Source organism: Jannaschia sp. R86511 (assembly GCF_042466345.1).
Classification (GTDB): Bacteria; Actinomycetota; Actinomycetes; order Actinomycetales; family JBBAYJ01; genus Aquipuribacter.
Map to the genome: position 1 here is coordinate 1,434,411 of NZ_JAXHCD010000001.1, position 17,070 is coordinate 1,451,480.

The window sequence follows — 17,070 nt, forward strand, 5'->3', positions numbered from 1 at the left end:
GGGCTGCGACGATTCCCGCCATGCGGGCTGCAGTCGTCGACGCGTTCACCGACCGGGCGTTCGCCGGCAACCCGGCGGCCGTGGTGATGCTGCCGGTCGACGCGCCGCTGCCCTCGCCGGAGTGGATGCAGTCGGTCGCGGCGGAGTTCGGGCTGTCGGAGACCGCGTTCGTGTCCCCGCTGGGGGACTCCCAGTACCGGCTGCGCTGGTTCACGCCCGAGGTCGAGGTCGAGCTGTGCGGTCACGCCACGCTCGCCACGGCCCACTGGCTGCTGGAGCAGGGGCTGCAGACCGGTCCGATGTCGTTCCGCACCATGTCCGGCTGGCTGCGGGCCGAGGGGGTGCCCGGCTCGGTGACGATCAGCCTGCCGCTGGTCCCCGTGGTCGACACCCGGGCGCCGGAGGGGTTCGAGCAGGCCATGGGCTTCGTCAGCCACCAGCTCATCGGCTTCACCGGGCAGTCCGAGGCCCTGCAGCGCAACGCGCTGGTGCTGGTGGACCCGCTCGACCTGCGCGACATGCAGCTGAACCTGCGCAAGCTGGCCGGGCTGCCGCTGGGCGGGGTCATCGCCACGGCCCTGGCCGACGAGACCGCCCGGGCCAAGGGCGTCGACGTCCTCAGCCGCTACTTCGCCCCCGCGCTCGGCATCGACGAGGACCCGGTCACCGGGTCGGCCCACTCGACTCTGGCCCACTACTGGTGCCAGGAGCTCGGCGTCACCCGGTTCCGCGCCTCCCAGCTGTCCCAGCGCGGGGGCGTGCTGGACGTCGAGCTGGACGACGGCGGCGACGAGCCCGTGGTGCGGGTGTCCGGCCGGGCCGTCACCACCATGGAGGTCGACCTGCGGGTCTGAGCGACCCGGCGGGGGCCTGGGTTAGGGTCGCGCGCATGACCACGGGGGAGTCACACACGTCCGCACGCGCGCTCGCACCGCTGGCCCTGGCCGGGCTGCTGGTCCTGACCGGCTGCGGCGGGGACGGCGACGCCGACGCGCCGGCCACGACCGCCGCCGCACCGGCGCCCAGCCCGGACCCGGCCACCGACGCCGCGTCCGACCCGGCCTCGGCCGAGCCGTCCGCACCCGAGCCGTCCGCGCCCGAGCCGTCCGCGCCCGACGCGTCGGCCTCGGCCGGGGAGCCGCCGGCGGAGCCGACCGGAGCGGTGCCCGACGGCTGGCAGGTCATCGACCCCGGGTCGGGCACCACGTTCGCCCTGCCCGAGGACGCCGCCGCGCAGGACGTGCCCGACACGGGCATCGAGGGCCTGGACATCGAGCTGTACGCGGTCCCGGACGGCAGCCTGCTCGCGCTGTACCAGTCGTTCCCCGAGGACGTCGCGTCCTCGGTGCCGCCGGAGGAGCTGCTGGCGCAGGCCTCGTCGGGTGCGCTCGGGGCGGCGACCTTCGCCGAGGGCAGCGAGCGCGAGGAGCCCTTCCGGCTCGGCGACCTGGCCGGCACCGAGATCGGCGGCCTCGACGAGACCACGGACACCTGGCTGTCGGGTCGCCTGCTCGTCGTGGAGGACTCGCTGCTCGGCTTCGTGGCCACGGGAGCCGACGAGGCCGCGGCGGACGCCTCGCTCGACGAGGCCTGGGGCAGCCTGACCCTGCCCTGACCGGGACCTCCCGGCCCGGGACGGGACGGGTCGCCGGCTGGGCCAGGATGGGGTCATGACTGGCGCCTACTGGGTCAACACCGTCCGCGAGGTCCGCGACCAGACCAAGGTCGACGCCTACGTCCGCCTGGCCGGGCCCGCCATCGCCGCGGCCGGGGGACGCTTCGTGGCCCGCGGCGCGGCCGCCGCGGCCTTCGAGGCCGGGGTGACCGAGCGCACGGCCCTGATCGCGTTCGACAGCGTGGAGGCGGCGGTGGCGGCCTACCGCAGCGACGCCTACCAGGCGGCCTTGGCCGCCCTGGGCGACGGCGCGGTCCGCGACATCCGGGTCGTGCCCGCCCTGCAGCAGTAGGGCGCCCGGAGCTCCCGCGCGCCGGGCACCGGACGTTCACGTCCCGGTCGCCCTGCGTACGCCGGGCACGCCTAGCGTCCCGCCCATGACGGACGAGGGCCTCGGCGCCCACCCACTGACCACCTCCGGCTCGCCCGGTCGACGGAGCGTCCTGCGCGGCGCCGGGGCGGTCGCGGCCTCGGCCGCCCTGCTGCCGTCGCTGTCCGCCCGGGCGAGCGCGGCCGTGGCGGAGGTGGCCGCCACCGGGGTCTTCGGGTTCGGCGTGGCCAGCGGGGACCCGACCGCCACCGAGGTGCTGATCTGGACCCGGGTCACGCCGGAGCCGGCCGCGCTCCCGGGCAGCGGGCTGGGGCGTCCCACCACCGTGACCTGGGAGGTCGCGGCCGACGAGGGGTTCACGACGGTGCTGCGTCGGGGCCGGGTGCGGACAGAGGCCCGCGACGACCACACGGTCAAGGTGGTCGTCACCGACCTGACGCCCTACACGCGCTACCACTACCGCTTCACGGCACTGGGCGAGACGTCGCCGGTCGGGCGCACGCAGACCTCCCCCGACGAGGCGGGGGTCACGCACGCCCTGCGGCTCGCGTTCGTGTCGTGCAGCAACTTCACCGGCGGGTACTTCACGGCCTACCGGGGCCTGGCCGAGCGCGACGACCTCGACCTCGTGCTCCACCTCGGCGACTACGTCTACGAGTACGGCAACGACGCCGACCGCTACGGCCCCGTCGGGCTGGTGGGGGTGCGGGACCACGACCCGGGCACCGAGACCGTGACGCTGCAGGACTACCGGCTGCGTCACGCGCTGTACAAGACCGACCCGGACCTGCAGGCCGCCCACGCCCGCCACCCCTGGGTCACGATCTTCGACGACCACGAGATCACCAACGACGCCTTCGACACCGGGGCGGAGAACCACGACGAGCAGGACGACCCCGACACCGACTACACCGGCCCGGGCGGACCCGCCGGCGTCCGCGCGGAGGGCGAGTTCCTGGCCCGGCGGGCCGAGGCCTTCCGGGCGTACCTGGAGTGGATGCCGGTCCGCGACCCCGCCACCTACCAGCCGGCCCCGCACGCCGGCACCCAGTTCTTCCGACGCTTCCGCTTCGGCGACCTGGCCGAGCTGTCGGTGGTGGACACCCGGCAGAACCGCAGCCAGCAGGTCCCGGCCGTCGTCGCCGGCGCCCCGAACCCGGCGCTCACCTCCCCGGAGCGCCACCTGGTGGAGCCGGAGCAGCTGGCCTGGCTCACCGACGGCCTCACCGCCGGGCGCACCCGGTGGCACCTGATCGGCAACCAGACCGTCTTCGCCCGGGTGCTCGCGGTGCCGGGGGCCGTGGCCGGCGCCGTGTTCAACACCGACCAGTGGGACGGCTACCAGGCCGACCAGGCGGCCGTGCTCCGGGCGATGGCGGCCTCGGGAGGCACCGACCCCGTCGTCCTGACCGGTGACATCCACTCCTCCTGGGCCAACGACCTGCCGAGCGACCCGACGGCCTACGGCGTCGACCGGTCCACGTCGGTAGGGGTGGAGTTCGTCTGCCCGTCGGTGACCAGCGACGGGTTCAAGGAGGTCCTCGGCGGCAGCGCCGCGACGGCGGCCGTCGTCACCCGGGCGTTCCAGGCCGCCAACCCGTGGGTGGCGCACCTGGAGGGGATCGGGCACGGGTTCGCCGTCCTGGACGTCACGCCCGAGCGGGTGCAGACCGACTTCTGGTACATCCGCAGCGACGGCGACAAGGGCCTCGCCGTCGACCCCCGCCTGGACCCCGACGCCACCGTCGGCCACGAGTCGTCGTGGGTCTCGCTCAAGGGCAGCCGCCGGGTCGACGGACCCGTCGCGGCGCTCGGACCCCGGTCGGACGAGCCGCGGGCCGCGTCGGGCCGGCCGCGGGCGCAGCGGTCGCCGCGCGGCTGAGGGGCGGGCTCCGGCGGCGGCCACGCCCGGGCGGTGGTCCGACCCGACCCGGTTGACAGGGGCGGACCTGTTGCTGCAATCATCAACGACTGATCCCGGGGTCCGCGCGCTGCGGCCACGGGGCTCCTCAGGGGGAACGCCTCGTCCGCGTGCACCCGTCCGACCACGGGCGGGTAGCGGTTCGGGGCGCTGCAGCGCGGATCAGGCCGGCAGCGTCGTCGCGCGGACAGCGTCGACCGACGTCCCGTGCGACCCGCCACCGGTGGGTCCGGACGCCCGGCCGTCCGGCCGCAGGAGCACAACAGGGGGGACGAGTGAGCGTGGTGCAGCACCAGCCCGAGGGGACCCGGTCGGCGGCGCGCGGACGCACGGTCGAGCCGCTGCCCCGGCCGCAGGCCCCGGCGAGAGCCGACGAGCCCCTGGCCACCCGGCGGACGCGGCCCGGGCTGGTCCGGGCCACGGCCCGGCGGCGCAGCGCCGTGCTGCTGGGCGGTGGCGACCTGACGGCGATGAGCCTGCCGATGCTCGTCCTGCCCGACGCCCGGCTGTGGGTGCTGCTGTCCACGGTGCTGACCGTCGTGCTGTTCGCCGGCTCCGCGCTGTACCGGCCGCGGCTGCAGTGGTCGCTGCTGGACGACGTGCCCGCCATGGCCGGCGCCCGGCTCACCGCCGTCGCGGTCGCGGGCGTGCTGCTGGTCGTGGTGCAGCGGGCGAACCTCGTCGACTTCCTGGTGGTGGTCGGCTGGGGGACGCTGCTGCTGCTGCTCAGCCGGGCCGTCACCTACGGCGTCATCCGGCACGCCCGGCTGGCCGGCGTGGTCCAGCACCGCTGCCTGGTCGTCGGAGGTGGGGTCGTGGCCGGTGAGCTGGTGGGACTGCTGTCCCGGCACGCCGAGCTCGGCCTGCTGCCGGTCGGGTACGTCGACGAGGGCCGGCACGCCGAGGTCGACGTCCAGGGCGTCGGCCACCTCGGCCGGGTGGCCGACCTGGAGGCGGTCGTCGCCGAGCAGGACGTGACGGTCCTGCTCGTCACCTTCGGTCACACCCGGGACCAGCAGGTGGCCGCCGCGCTGAGGGCGCCGGGCGCCAGCAGCTGCACGCTGTTCGTCGTGCCGCGGCTGTACGAGGTGATGAGCGTCAAGGGCGTCAAGGACCACGTCGGGGCCATCCCCGTGATCCGGGTCCGCCGGCCGTCGCGCCGCGGCTTCGCGCCGGCCGCCAAGCGTGGCTTCGACGTCGTGTCCAGCCTGCTGGCGCTGCTGGTGCTGGCACCGGTGCTGCTGGCCTGCGCGGTCGCCGTGCGGACCACGGGACCCGGCGTGCTCTTCCGTCAGGAGCGGGTGGGCCAGGACGGTCAGCTGTTCGAGCTGCTGAAGTTCCGCTCCATGCGCCCGACGGCCCCCGGTGACGCCGGCAGCTGGAGCGCCCACGGCGACCCCCGCGTCACCCGGGTGGGCGCGTTCCTGCGCCGGACCTCGCTGGACGAGCTGCCGCAGCTGTGGAACATCCTGCGCGGGCAGATGACGGTGGTGGGCCCGCGCCCGGAGCGCCCGGTCTTCGCCGAGCAGTTCTCCCGCGAGTTCCCGCCCTACGCCGACCGGCACCGGGTGCCCGTGGGGCTCACCGGCATGGCCCAGGTCAGCGGGCTGCGGGGCGGCGACACCTCGATCAGCCTGCGGGCGCGCTACGACAACTACTACATCGAGAACTGGTCGCTGTGGGGCGACGTCAAGGTCATCCTGCGCACGGTCTCCGAGGTGGTCCGGGCGAAGGGGTCATGAGCCGGCCCGCAGTCGTCCCCGCCCTCGCCGTCGCCGTCCTCCTGGCCCTCGCCGGCTGCACCGGGGCCCCCGCAGCGGCGCCGACGCCGTCCACCGACCCCGTGGGCACCGCCAGCGCGCCTGCGCCCGCGCCTGCCCCCGACGCCTCGCCCGACCCCGCCGAGTCCGACCCAGCGCCCGACCCCGACCCCGACCCCGCGCCCGAGTCCGACCCTGCGCCCGACGCCGAGTCCGACCTCGAGTCCGACCCCGACCCAGCGCCCGGGTCCGACCCTGCGCCCGACGCCGCTCCCGCCCCCGGCCCCGGGTGGGACTCCGGCGCCGCGGGCACCCAGGTGTTCGACGGCAGCCTGGCCGAGTGGCGGGGCAGCGAGGTCGCGGTGGTCGGCACCTGGGCCGACACCAACGACGCCATGGTCGCGCTGTACGAGCTGCAGCCCGGCGGGCCGCTGCACGGCTGGGCGGGCGACATGGACATCGCGGTGGGCGCCATCGGGCCGGACGAGACCTGGGCCGAGGCCGCCGCCGGCGCCTACGACGCCCGCTGGGCCGAGTCGCTGCGCGAGCTGGCCGGGCTGCGCGAGGGGCTGGGCACGACGTACGTGCGCTTCGCCCACGAGTCCAACGGCGACTGGTACGACTGGGCCGTCGACGCCGGCAGCGCCGAGGACTTCGTCACCTCGTGGCGCCGCTACCGCGCGCTGCAGCTGGAGCACATGCCGGAGGCCGAGCTGGTGTTCTCGGTCAACAGCCAGTCGGTGGGCAGCGGGGTGGACTGGCGGGAGACGTTCCCCGGCGCCCAGCACGTCGACCTGCTCGGGGTCGACCACTACAACCAGTACCCCTGGGTGGGCACGGTCCAGGAGTGGGACGCGGCGGTGCTCGAGCGGGACGAGTGGGGGGCCCCGCGGGGCCTGCAGCGCCACGCCGAGTTCGCCGCCGAGGTGGGCCTGCCGTTCTCGGTCAACGAGTGGTCCAACAACGCCGACATGGGCGACTCACCCGTGTTCATGACCCGGATGAACGAGTTCTTCGCGAGCAACGCCGGTGACGGGCCCGGTGAGCTGGTCTACGAGGTCCACTTCAACGTGCAGGAGTTCGGCGACGGCCAGTTCGGCCTGTACCCCGACACCCGCATGCCCGAGTCCGCCGCGGTCTACCGGGAGCTTCTGGTGAGGGCCCCGGGTGCGGCTGCGCCCCGGCGCCGCTCACCACAGCCGCGCGTACTCCGTCCGGGCGGCCGGCTGCCGCGTGGCCGGGTGCAGCTGGAACTTGCCGCCGCCGTAGGACCCCACGTTGAAGTACACCTCGTACAGCACCTGCCCGGCGCCGGTCCCGCCGTGCCGGCCGAGCCAGCGGTGCAGCTCGGCGACGAACACCGGGGAGTCGCCCAGCTCGCCGTTGCTCGCCCACTCCGAGACCGCGAAGGGCAGGCCGACCGAGCCGGCGTGGGCCCGGTGGCTCTCCAGGCCCGCCGGCGCCCCGCGCCCGTCCACCCGAGCGGCGACGTCGGCGAACTCGGCCGCGGTCCGCGTGAACGGGTACTGGTTGTAGACGTCGACCGAAAGGACGTCGACGTGCTCGGCCCCCGGGAAGGCGGCACGCCAGTCCAGCGCGTTGCCGTTGGAGGTCTCGACGTTGGGGCAGAAGACGAGCTGGTGCTCCGGCGCCACCTGCAGCTGCAGGGCGCGGAACCGCTTCCAGGCGCGCACGAAGTCCGCGGCCTCGGCCCCCGTCACCGACCAGGGGTACCAGTCGCCGTTGAACTCGTGGGCGAAGCGGATGTACAGCGTGCCCGGCCGGTCGCCCCAGGCCTCGTCCAGGTTGGTGAGGGCCAGGCGCCAGCGGGCGTCGTAGGCCCCCGTCGCCGCGGCGGCCCAGCTCTCGCCCCGGTCCTTGTAGATCCCGCCGACCGCCACGTCCAGGTCCTGCTGCCACTCGCCGTACTCGAAGCCGGGCCGCAGCGACCACTGGTACGGCTGGGAGGCCCAGTTGTCGTTCCAGGTGCCGGCGACCTCCACGTCCCGGCCGCGCCAGGTCCCGAAGCCGCCGTCGGCGACGCCGTCGCCCGACGCGCCGGAGGCCCAGCGACCGGTCGGGGCGGGGTCGGTGGGCCGCGGGCTCGTCGGGACCCCTCCGCCGGGTGCCTGCGGGCCGGGCAGGCCACCGGTCACGGCGTGGGCGATGGTCACGGCGGCGGGCGAGTCCTGCCAGACCGCGACGCCCGTGCCGGTGCCGGTGAGCCCGTCCAGGGCGGTCAGGGTCCGGCTGGAGACCAGCTGACCGCCCCAGTGGGCGGTGAGCCGGTCTCCCTGCAGCTGCACCCGGGCGGCCCCCACGCCCTCGGGCCGGTACGGCTCGTCCAGGACGAGCGTCTCGCGGCCGTCGACCGTGGTGCGCACCTGGTAGCGGGTGCCGGAGAAGCTGACCAGGACGTGGTCGCCGTCGGCGCTGCGGCGCAGCACGAAGGCCCCGTTGCGCCCGGCCGTGGTGGCCCCGCTGATGGCCGCCTCGGCGAACTGGTCGCGGGTCGTCGTGCCGGGCAGGTCGCGCTGCACCCAGCGCCAGGCGGTGGGCGAGGACCAGGTCACGCCCTCGGGCTGGGCCGGCGAGCCCCCGACCGGTCCGCCGGGCGCCGGGGCCGGCCCGGGCGCCGGGGCCGGCCCGGGACCCGGGGCCGGCCCGGGACCCGTGGCCGGGCCGGCGGACGCCCGCTCGAAGCGCACCGCGGCCCGGTCCTGCCAGGCCAGCAGCCCGGTGCCGGTGCCGGTCAGGCGGCCCAGGGCCGGCAGGGTGTCGGTGCCGACCACCCGCCCCGACCAGGAGGCCGTCAGGGTGCTGCCGACCAGCTGCACCTCGGCCGCGCCGTCGCCGCCGGGCGTGAACGACCGGTCGAGGAGCAGCTGCTCGCGGCCGTCGACCACGGTGCGGACCTGGTAGCGCGTGCCGGAGAAGCTCACCAGCGCCCGGTCGCCGTCCTGGGCGCGCCGCAGCACGAAGCCGCCGTTGCGGGTGGCGGTCGTCGCGCCGGTGACCACGGCCTGCGCGCTCTGGTCCGGTCCGGCCGTGCCGGCCAGGGGCCGCTCGGTCCAGGACCAGGTCGCGGTGGGCGACCACGAGACGCCGCTGCTGGGAGCCGCCGCCGGAGCGGGCAGCAGGAGGAGCAGCAGGGACAGGACGAGCAGCAGGACGGTCGGGGACGAGCGGCGCACGATGACCTCGCAGGAGGAGGAGGCAGGTCGCCTGTGTCATCGACCACCCGGCGTGGCCCCGGAGTCGGGACCGGCCGGGTCACCCGGGCGGCTCAGCACTCTACGTCAATGTGCGGTGACGCTCTGTGAGTGACCACACTCCTCCCGGCTCGCCCGAGGCGCCGGTCCGTCGCGGTCGTGCCCTCGGGGGCCGGGCGGGCTGGATCATGGCCGACCAGGCCGTGTCGAGCCTGGCCAACGCCGCGCTGAGCATCGTCGTCGCCCGGACGGTGTCACCGACCGAGTACGGCGCCTTCGCGCTCGCGTTCTCGGTCTACACGCTGGCCGTCGCGGTCTCGCAGGCCGTGTCGGGCCAGGTCGTCATGATCCGCTACTCCGCGGCGACCGGGGCCGAACGCACCCGGGTGGCCGCCGCGGCGGCCGGGACGTCCGTCGTGCTCGGCCTGGTCTCGGCCGTCCTGGTCGCCGCCGTGGCCCTGCCGCTGGGTCTGCCGCTCAACCAGGTGCTGCTGGCCACCGGGGTCCTGCTGCCGGCCCTGATGCTGCAGGACACCTGGCGGACGGTGTTCGTCTCGCGCGGCGAGCCGAAGCAGGCCTTCGCCAACGACCTGCTGTGGACGGTGCTGCAGGCGGTGCTCATCAGCGTGCTCCTGCTGCTCTCGGTCGGGCAGGCCTACTGGTACGTCCTCGCCTGGGGTGCGTCGGCCGCCGTCGCCGCCGCGTGGGGCGTCCGGCAGGCCCGGGCCGTGCCCGCCCTGGGCGCCACCCGGGCGTTCGTCGTGGACCACCGCGACGTCGCCGTGCCGTCGGTGGCCAACGCCGTGGCCATCCTCGGGGCGACGCAGGTGGCCTTCGTGGCCATGGCCGCCGTCGCCTCGGTGGAGACCGTGGGCGCCATCCGCGCGGCGCAGACCCTGCTCGGGCCGCTGAACATCGTCGGCTTCGCGCTCAGCTCCTTCGCGGTGCCCGAGATCGTGCGGCACGACCTGTCCCGGCGCGGGCACACCGTGGTGGCCCTCGTCCTGAGCGGGGTCCTGGTCGTGGTGGACCTGGCCTGGGGGGCCGTCCTGCTGCTGCTGCCCGACCCGGTGGGGGAGCAGCTGCTCGGCGAGACCTGGGGGGCCGCCCGCGAGGCCCTGCCCGGCCTGGTGGCCTTCACCGCCTGCATCGGCGCCACGGTGGGCGCCACCGCCGTGATGCGGGCGCTGGCCCGCGCGAGCTACGCGTTCTGGGTCAGTGCCATGCTGGGGCCGCTGGTGATCGTGCTGTCGGTCCTGGGCGCCTGGCGCTACGCCGAGACCGGAGCCGCCTGGGGCCTGGCCACCGCGGCCGCCCTGTCCATCGTCCCGGCGTGGTGGCTGCTGCTGCGCGCGGCACGCCTCGGCCGCGCCCCCATGCCGACCACCTCGACGCCGACCACCTCAGCGCCGACCACCTCGTGAAAGGCTCCTCCCCGGTGAAGGTCCTGCTCCTGTCCCACGTGCCCGACGACCCCGACGGCGGGGCTTCCCGCGTCTACCACCTGCTGGCCGACGGCCTGCGAGGGCGGGGCCACCAGGTGACCCTCACGCACCAGGAGGACATCGGCCTGCCGCGGGACCGGCGGCTCGGCCTGCTCGCCCGGCGCACGGTCCTGCCCCGGCTGCTCAGCCGCGCCGCCGCGGCCTGGGACCCGGCGGGCCACGACGTGGTCATGGCGTCGTCCGGCACGGCTCACCCGCTCTTCCGTCGGCTGCGGTCCGAGCCGCGGCGGCCGTTGCTGGTCAACCACGTCCACGGTCTGACGGTGCACGACCACGTCGCGGCCCTGGTCGAGGCCGAGCTGGGCCACCACCGCTCCGGGCCGGCGAACCGGCTGCTCACCGGCCCGTTCCAGGTCCGCTGGGACCTGGCCGGCGCCCGCTCGGCCGACGTGACCGTGGTGCAGAACCTGCGCGACCTGGGCACCCTGCGGGAGCTGGGCGACCTGGACCTGGCCCTGGTGCCGGCCGCGGTGCACCCGGAGCTGCTGCGCGCGGCCGAGGGGGCCCCCGACCCCGCGCAGCACGAGGCCGACCACCTGCTGTGGTTCGCCACCTGGGAGGCCCGCAAGGGCGCCTACTACGTGCCGGCGGCCTTCCGGGCCGTGCGCCGCGAGCGGCCCGGGGCCCGGCTGACCGTCGGGGGCACCGGTCGGCCCGCGGAGCAGGTGCGGGCGGCCTTCGCCCCGGAGGACCGCGACGCCGTGACGGTGCTGGGGCGGGTCAGCCGCGAGGAGCACGCCCGGCTGCTGGGCCGGGCCGGCGTCTTCCTGTTCCCGTCGCTGTCGGAGGGCTTCGGTCTGGCCCTGCCGGAGGCCATGGCGTTCGGCTGCGCGGCCGTCACCACCGGCACCGCCTTCGGCGGCGACCACCTGAGCGACGGGGTGGACGCCCGGGTGGTCCCCCCGACGTCGGAGCACCTGGCCCGGGCGGTGCTGGACCTGCTCGGCGACGACGCCCGCCGGGTGCGGCTGGCCACCGCGGGACGTGCGCTGGCCCGGACGTTCACCGTCGAGCGCATGCTCGACGGCTACGAGGAGGTCTTCACCGCCCGCGCCGGGCGGCCGGGCGAGCGCGCCGGCGGCCCGACGGCGGGGGCCCGCGCGTGAGCGCGGCCGGCCCCACCGCCGCGGTCGTCCCGACCTCGCGCACCGGGGGCCCCACGCTGGCCGCCGTGGTCCCGACCTACAACTACGAGGCCTACCTGGGGGCGGCCCTGGACAGCCTGCTGGCCCAGGACCCGCCGTTGCAGCGGGTCGTGGTCGTCGACGACGGCTCCAGCGACGGCTCGGTCGCGGTGGCGCGGTCCTACGGCGAGCGGGTCGAGGTCGTCGAGCAGACCAACGCCGGCCAGCTGGCGGCCTGCCTGACCGGGCTGGACCGGGTCGACACCGACTACGTCTGGTTCCTCGACGCCGACGACCTCGCCGTGCCCGGCGCCACGGCGCAGCTGGCGGGCGCGCTGGTCGGACGCCCCGTGAAGGTGCAGTTCCCGCTGCAGGCCGTCGACGCGGCCGGCACCCCCACCGGCTCGGTGTTCCCCACCACGCGCGCCGGCTACGACGAGCGGGCCATGGCGCGGGACAACGCCGTGCTCGGCTTCTACACCTGCCCGCCGACCAGCGGCAACGTGTACCGCCGGGACGTGCTGCTCGGCCTGGACCGTGCGGCGCTGGACCCGAGGGACTTCATCGACGGCCCCGCCACCCTGGTGCTGCCCCACCTCGGCGGGACGATCGTGTGCCTGGAGCGCCCGCTGGCGCGGTACCGCGTGCACGGGGCCAACCACAGCCAGTGGTTCCGGCCCACGCCGGAGCGGCTGCAGGGCGAGGTCGACTGGTTCGAGCGGCGCTGGCAGCAGGTGTGCGCCCTGCTCGACCGGGACCGGCCGCCCTTCGGCGACCGGCGCCCCGCCTACGTGCTCGAGCGGCGGCTCATGGTCGCCGCCCTGCAGGGCCGGTGGTGGCTGCTGCCCGACGCCGTGGCCCTGGTGGCCCGGCTGGCGCGCTCCGGCCTGCCCCGGGGCCAGGTGCTGGCCCTCGCCGTCTGGGCGGGCCTGCTCCTGCTGCCCGTGCCGGCCTGGCGCACGGTCCTCGTCGAGAGCCGGCGGGACCCCTCCCGCCGGCCGGCGGCGCTGCGGGCCGCGGTCTCGGCGCTGCGGCGGCTGCGCGCGGCCGGGCCGGGCGTCCTGCGGCCCGGGGGGCGACGTGCGTAGCGTCGTGGTGGCCAAGTTCGTGCCCTGGCCGCCCAACAGCGGGGACAAGCGCCGGACGCTCGGCGTCGTCCGGGCCCTGCGCGAGCACGGCGAGGTCGCCGTCTGCGCCTACGCGGGCCCGGACGAGGACGCCGCCGGCCTGGAGGCCGAGGGCATCACGGTGCGCAGCCTGCCCCGCCGGCGTCGGGTGCCCGACCTGCTGCTCGGCCTGCTGCGCAGCCGCTCCATCACCTCGGCCCGGTTCTTCAGCCGGGGCCTGGAGCGCCTGGTGCGGGACGAGACCGCGAGCGGGGCCGACGTGCTGGTGGTGGAGCACGTGCAGCTGATGCCCCTGGCCCGTCGGGCGGGCGCGCGCGCCACCGTCCTGGACATGCACAACGTCGAGTCCTCGCTCACCGAGCGGTACGCCCGCTCGCAGCGGGGCTGGCGCCGGGTCGTCCTGCGGCTGGAGACGCTGGCGCTGCGACGGCTCGAGCGGCGCTCGCGGCGCGGCGCGGACGTGGTCGCCGTGGCCAGCCGGGGCGACGGCGACCGGCTGGAGGCGCTGGCCCCGACCGGTACGGCGACCGCGCCGGTGGTCGTCGTGCCCAACGCCTGGGACGCCCCCACGCCGCTGCCGCCCGCCGCCGAGCCCTGCGTCTGCTTCGTCGCGCTGATGTCGTGGGCCCCCAACGTGGACGCGGCGGTCTGGTTCGCCGAGCAGGTCTGGCCGCGGGTCGTGGCCCGCCGCCCCGACGCGCGGCTGCTGCTCGTGGGGCGCAACCCCGCGCCCGCCGTGCAGGCGCTGGCCGGGGCCACGGTCGAGGTCACGGGCACGGTGGCCGACCTCGGGCCCTGGTACGGCCGCAGCATGCTGGCCGTCGCCCCGCTGCTGGCCGGCGGCGGCTCCCGGCTGAAGATCATGGAGGCGCTGGCCCACGCCCGTCCCGTGGTGTCGACCACGGTCGGCGTCGAGGGCCTGGAGGACCTCGTCGGTCGGGGCGTGGTCGTGGCCGACGACCCGGCCGGCATGGCCGAGGAGCTGCTGCGGCTGCTGTCCGACGACGACGAGCGTGCCAGGCTCGGGGCCGCGGGGGTCGACGCGGTGGGCACCGACCACTCCTGGGCGGCCGCCACCCGGCCGCTGCTGGACCTGATGACCGACGAGCCGGGAGGACCGACGTGAGCGCCACCCCCCAGACAGGCCCCGCGACCGGGGCGGCGGTGGACGCCGGAGGGTTGCCCGCGGTGCCGCGGGTCACCGTCATCGTCCCGGCCCGCGACGAGCTGGCCCGCTGGCCCGCGGTGATGCGGATGCTGCGCGCGCAGACCCTGACGCCGGACGAGGTGGTGGTCGCCGACGGCATGTCCACCGACGGCAGCCGCGAGTGGTTGGCCGAGCAGGCGGCCGCGGACCCCACCCTGGTCGTGGTGGACAACCCGGACCGGGTCGTGCCGGCGGCGCTCAACGTGGCCCTGGACCGGGCCACCGGGGACGTGGTCGCCCGGATGGACACCCACGCCGACTACGCCCCGGACTACCTCGAGCGGGTGGTCGCGTTCCTGCAGGCCCACCCCGAGGTCGGCGGGGTCGGCGGGGCCATGGCCACCGCGGGCACCGGGGCGTGGGGCCGCGCCATCGCCGCGGTGCTGTCGCGCCCGGTCGGGCTGGGCGGGGCCCGGCACCGCGTCGGCGGCGGGGCCGGTCCCATCGTCCACGTGTTCTCGGGCTGCTACCGGCGGGAGCGGCTGGTCGCGGCCGGGGGCTGGGACACCCGGCTGCACGCCAACGAGGACTTCGAGATGGACGTCCGGGTGGCCGCGACCGGTGGCCCGGTCTGGCTGGAGCCGGCGGCCACCAGCACCTGGTACGTGCGGCGCGACCCGGCGGCGCTGGCCACCCAGATGTGGCGCTACGGCTACTACAAGGGCCTGACCCTGCACCTGCACCCGCGGTCGCTGCGGGTGCGGCAGCTCGCACCGCCCGCCGTCGTGCTCACGCTGCTGCTGGGCTGGCTCGTCAGCCCGCGGGTCACGGCGCTGCTGGGGGCCGGGTACCTCGCGGCCACCGCGGTGCTGGGGGCCCGGGCCGGGCGGGCCGACGGGGCCTCGGCGCTGCGGGCGGCCACGGTGCCGGCCACCGTGCACCTGTCGTGGGGCGCGGGGCTGCTGGTCGGCCTGCTGCGCTTCGCCCGGCAGGGGGCCGCCGGGCCCTTGCGCGGCCCGCGCCCGACGGGGGCGGTGGACCGTGCCCGCTGAGCGCTTCGACCCCCTGCTCGCCCTCCTCCGCTCCTGGTGGGTGGTCCTGCTGTGCGTCGTGGCGGGGGCGACGGTGCTCGGCCTGGCGCTGTCGCAGGCACCGGAGCGCTGGACCGCCTCGACCACGCTGCTGGTCTCCACCACCGACCCGAGCGCCGCGCTGACCGGGGTGCAGAGCGGTGGCGGGGACGTGGCCCGGACCCTCAACACCCAGGTCGAGGTCGTCCGCAGCGACGCCGTCACCGCCGGGGCGGCCGAGCAGGTCGGGACCACGGCGCGCGAGGTGCGCGAGGACGTGACGGTGACGGTCGAGCAGGACAGCAACGTGCTGGTCATCTCGGCCGAGGCGGGAACGGCGGAGCAGGCCCAGGAGCTGGCCACGGCCGTGACGGAGGCCTACCTGGAGCGGGAGCGCAGCACCGGGGCCACCCCGCTGCTGGCCCAGGCCGACGCCGTCGCCGGGACCCTCGAGGCGCTGCAGGAGCAGCTGGCCGACCTGCCCGAGCCGGCGGAGCCGGAGCAGGAGGACCCGCGGGTCGCCGCCTTCGCCGGCCAGATCGCCGAGCTGACGCAGCAGGAGTCCCGGCTGCGCAGCGCCGCCGAGCTGTACGCGGGCCAGGCGAGCGTGCTGTCCGCGGCGACGGCGCCGGAGGCCCCGAGCTCGCCCGGCGGCACGGTCGGGCTGGCGCTGGGCGCCGTGCTGGGCCTGGTGCTGGGGGTGCTGATCGCGCTCGGGCGGGGCTGGGTCGCCTCGACCGGCGAGCGTCGACCGGTCCGGCGTACCAGGTCCGAGGACGAGCCGGCCGACCGGACGCCGGGCACCACGGCCAGCCCCCGGTCGTGAGCCCCCCCGGGCCGGGGGCCGGCAGCGGGCGCCTGCTGCTGGTGCTGGTGCTGGTGGTGGTGCTGACCCAGCGGCTGGCCCTGCCGCTGGGCGGGGGCGGGGCCCAGCTGCCGCTGTCGCTGCCGCTGGCCCTGGCCGTGCTGGGGTGGGGCCTGCTGGGCGGGAGCCTGCGCCTGGACCGGACCCGTACCCGGCTGTACTCGCTGGCCATGGCCGCGGCCACCGTGCTGACCCTGCTGGCCCTGGCCCGCGGGCTGTCGCCGTCCCTGTTCTCCTACCTGCTGCTGCTGTCGCTGTACCTGGCCGTCGCGGTCCGACCGACCGACCTGCCCCGGGCCGAGGTGGACCGGGTGCTGTCGGCGTTCGTCACCCTGATGGTCGTCGTCGCGCTGGTCTGCAGCGCCCAGGCCGCCGTGCAGTACCTGGGGGTGGCGCACGAGGACTGGCTGGCGCGGGTGGTGCCGCAGCCGTTCCTCGTGCAGGGCTACAACACCGGTGACCCGCTGTCGTACGGCTCGTCGATCTACCGGGTCAACGGCGTGCTGTTCCTCGAGCCCTCGTTCGTGTCGTACTTCCTGGGCCTGGCCGCCGTCGTCGCCCTGCACCTGGGGCGCTCCAGCCTCGTCGTCGGCCTGCTGCTGGTGGGGCTGGTCCCCACCCTGGCCGGCAACGGGGTGGTCATCCTGCTGCTGGGGGTGCTGGTCCTGGCCCTGGGCCCCCGACGGGGCCACCTGCGGGCGCTGGTGCTGCCGGTGACGGCTGCCGTCCTGGTGGCGCTGGCGACCCCGGTCGCCGCCCGCTTCGCCACCCGGCTGACGGAGGGCGGCAACGAGGGCTCCAGCCTGAGCCTGCGCGTGGTCGAGCCCTACGGCGAGCTGCTGCCGCGCTGGCTGGCCGACCCCGCGACCACGCTGCTGGGGCGGGGGGCCGGGGCGGCCGGGGAGTTCACCGCCGGTGAGGCGCAGGGCCTGCTCGCCCCCGTCGTGCCCAAGCTGCTGCTGGAGTACGGCGGTGTGGGCACGGCGCTGTTCCTGCTGTTCCTGCTCTGGTCGGTGCTGGCCGGCGGGGGCGAGCGCCCGTGGACCCTCGCCCTGCTGGTCGGCTACCTGGTGCTGAACGCCGCGCTGCTGCAGGTGACCCTGGCGCTGGCCACCGTGCTGTTCGTCCACCTGCTGCGGCCCTGGGACCCGACCGAGGATCCGCCCGAGGCCGCCGCGCCGGCGCGGGAGCCGCTGCGCACCCGCAGCCGCGTCCGGCCGGAGGCCGCGGTCCCGGCGGTCCCGGCGCTGTCCCGACCGGCGCTCGACCGCTGGCTGGACGACCTGGACGGCCTGGACGGCCTCGACGACCGGGACGGGGGCTGAGGCCCGGC

13 protein-coding genes are annotated in these 17,070 nt (G+C 76.4%); 12 read left to right on the forward strand and 1 reads right to left on the reverse strand.

Features of this window, described 5'->3' with window-relative positions; all coding sequences use genetic code 11:
- The first annotated feature begins 20 nt into the window (after positions 1 to 20).
- The 5 genes from SJY06_RS06965 to SJY06_RS06985 all read left to right on the forward strand — a co-directional run bounded on the left by SJY06_RS06965 (position 21) and on the right by SJY06_RS06985 (position 5,669).
- Positions 21 to 854, forward strand: a complete 834-nt coding sequence (locus SJY06_RS06965; protein WP_380165988.1) for a PhzF family phenazine biosynthesis protein — start codon at positions 21 to 23, stop codon at positions 852 to 854.
- Between the two features lie 35 nt (positions 855 to 889).
- A complete protein-coding gene (locus SJY06_RS06970; RefSeq protein WP_380165990.1) occupies positions 890 to 1,615 on the forward strand; it encodes a hypothetical protein in 726 nt (241 codons plus the stop codon).
- Positions 1,616 to 1,670: 55 nt separating this feature from the next.
- Entirely contained in the window at positions 1,671 to 1,967 is a 297-nt protein-coding gene (locus tag SJY06_RS06975; protein ID WP_380165992.1) for a DUF1330 domain-containing protein, read from the forward strand.
- An 85-nt stretch (positions 1,968 to 2,052) separates the two neighbouring features.
- Positions 2,053 to 3,888, forward strand: a complete 1,836-nt coding sequence (locus tag SJY06_RS06980) for an alkaline phosphatase D family protein (protein ID WP_380165994.1) — start codon at positions 2,053 to 2,055, stop codon at positions 3,886 to 3,888.
- 314 nt (positions 3,889 to 4,202) lie between these two features.
- Entirely contained in the window at positions 4,203 to 5,669 is a 1,467-nt protein-coding gene (locus SJY06_RS06985; protein ID WP_380165996.1) for a sugar transferase, read from the forward strand.
- 1,208 nt (positions 5,670 to 6,877) lie between these two features.
- Here SJY06_RS06985 and SJY06_RS06990 read toward each other — a convergent pair.
- Positions 6,878 to 8,881: a glycosyl hydrolase gene (locus SJY06_RS06990; RefSeq protein WP_380165998.1), complete on the reverse strand. Its 2,004-nt coding sequence runs from the start codon at positions 8,879 to 8,881 to the stop codon at positions 6,878 to 6,880.
- A 206-nt stretch (positions 8,882 to 9,087) separates the two neighbouring features.
- Between SJY06_RS06990 and SJY06_RS06995 the strand changes: the two genes are divergently transcribed.
- Genes SJY06_RS06995 through SJY06_RS07025 form a run of 7 tightly spaced genes read left to right on the forward strand, consistent with a single transcriptional unit; the run spans position 9,088 to position 17,062 of the window.
- Positions 9,088 to 10,323, forward strand: a complete 1,236-nt coding sequence (locus tag SJY06_RS06995) for a hypothetical protein (protein ID WP_380166000.1) — start codon at positions 9,088 to 9,090, stop codon at positions 10,321 to 10,323.
- A gap of 14 nt (positions 10,324 to 10,337) precedes the next feature.
- Complete coding sequence (locus tag SJY06_RS07000) at positions 10,338 to 11,510, forward strand: glycosyltransferase family 4 protein (protein ID WP_380166002.1); 1,173 nt, start codon at positions 10,338 to 10,340, stop codon at positions 11,508 to 11,510.
- The gene (locus tag SJY06_RS07005) at positions 11,507 to 12,616 is read left to right on the forward strand and encodes a glycosyltransferase family 2 protein (RefSeq protein ID WP_380166004.1); all 1,110 of its coding nucleotides are present in this window, start codon (positions 11,507 to 11,509) and stop codon (positions 12,614 to 12,616) included. The genes SJY06_RS07000 and SJY06_RS07005 overlap by 4 nt, the downstream gene beginning before the upstream one ends.
- Positions 12,609 to 13,781, forward strand: coding sequence for a glycosyltransferase (locus SJY06_RS07010; RefSeq protein WP_380166006.1), 1,173 nt, complete (start codon positions 12,609 to 12,611; stop codon positions 13,779 to 13,781). The genes SJY06_RS07005 and SJY06_RS07010 overlap by 8 nt, the downstream gene beginning before the upstream one ends.
- A complete protein-coding gene (locus SJY06_RS07015; protein WP_380166008.1) occupies positions 13,778 to 14,854 on the forward strand; it encodes a glycosyltransferase family 2 protein in 1,077 nt (358 codons plus the stop codon). Before SJY06_RS07010 ends, SJY06_RS07015 begins: the two co-directional genes overlap by 4 nt.
- Entirely contained in the window at positions 14,844 to 15,698 is an 855-nt protein-coding gene (locus tag SJY06_RS07020) for a YveK family protein (RefSeq protein WP_380166010.1), read from the forward strand. Before SJY06_RS07015 ends, SJY06_RS07020 begins: the two co-directional genes overlap by 11 nt.
- Complete coding sequence (locus SJY06_RS07025) at positions 15,695 to 17,062, forward strand: hypothetical protein (protein ID WP_380166012.1); 1,368 nt, start codon at positions 15,695 to 15,697, stop codon at positions 17,060 to 17,062. The genes SJY06_RS07020 and SJY06_RS07025 overlap by 4 nt, the downstream gene beginning before the upstream one ends.
- Positions 17,063 to 17,070 lie beyond the last annotated feature (8 nt).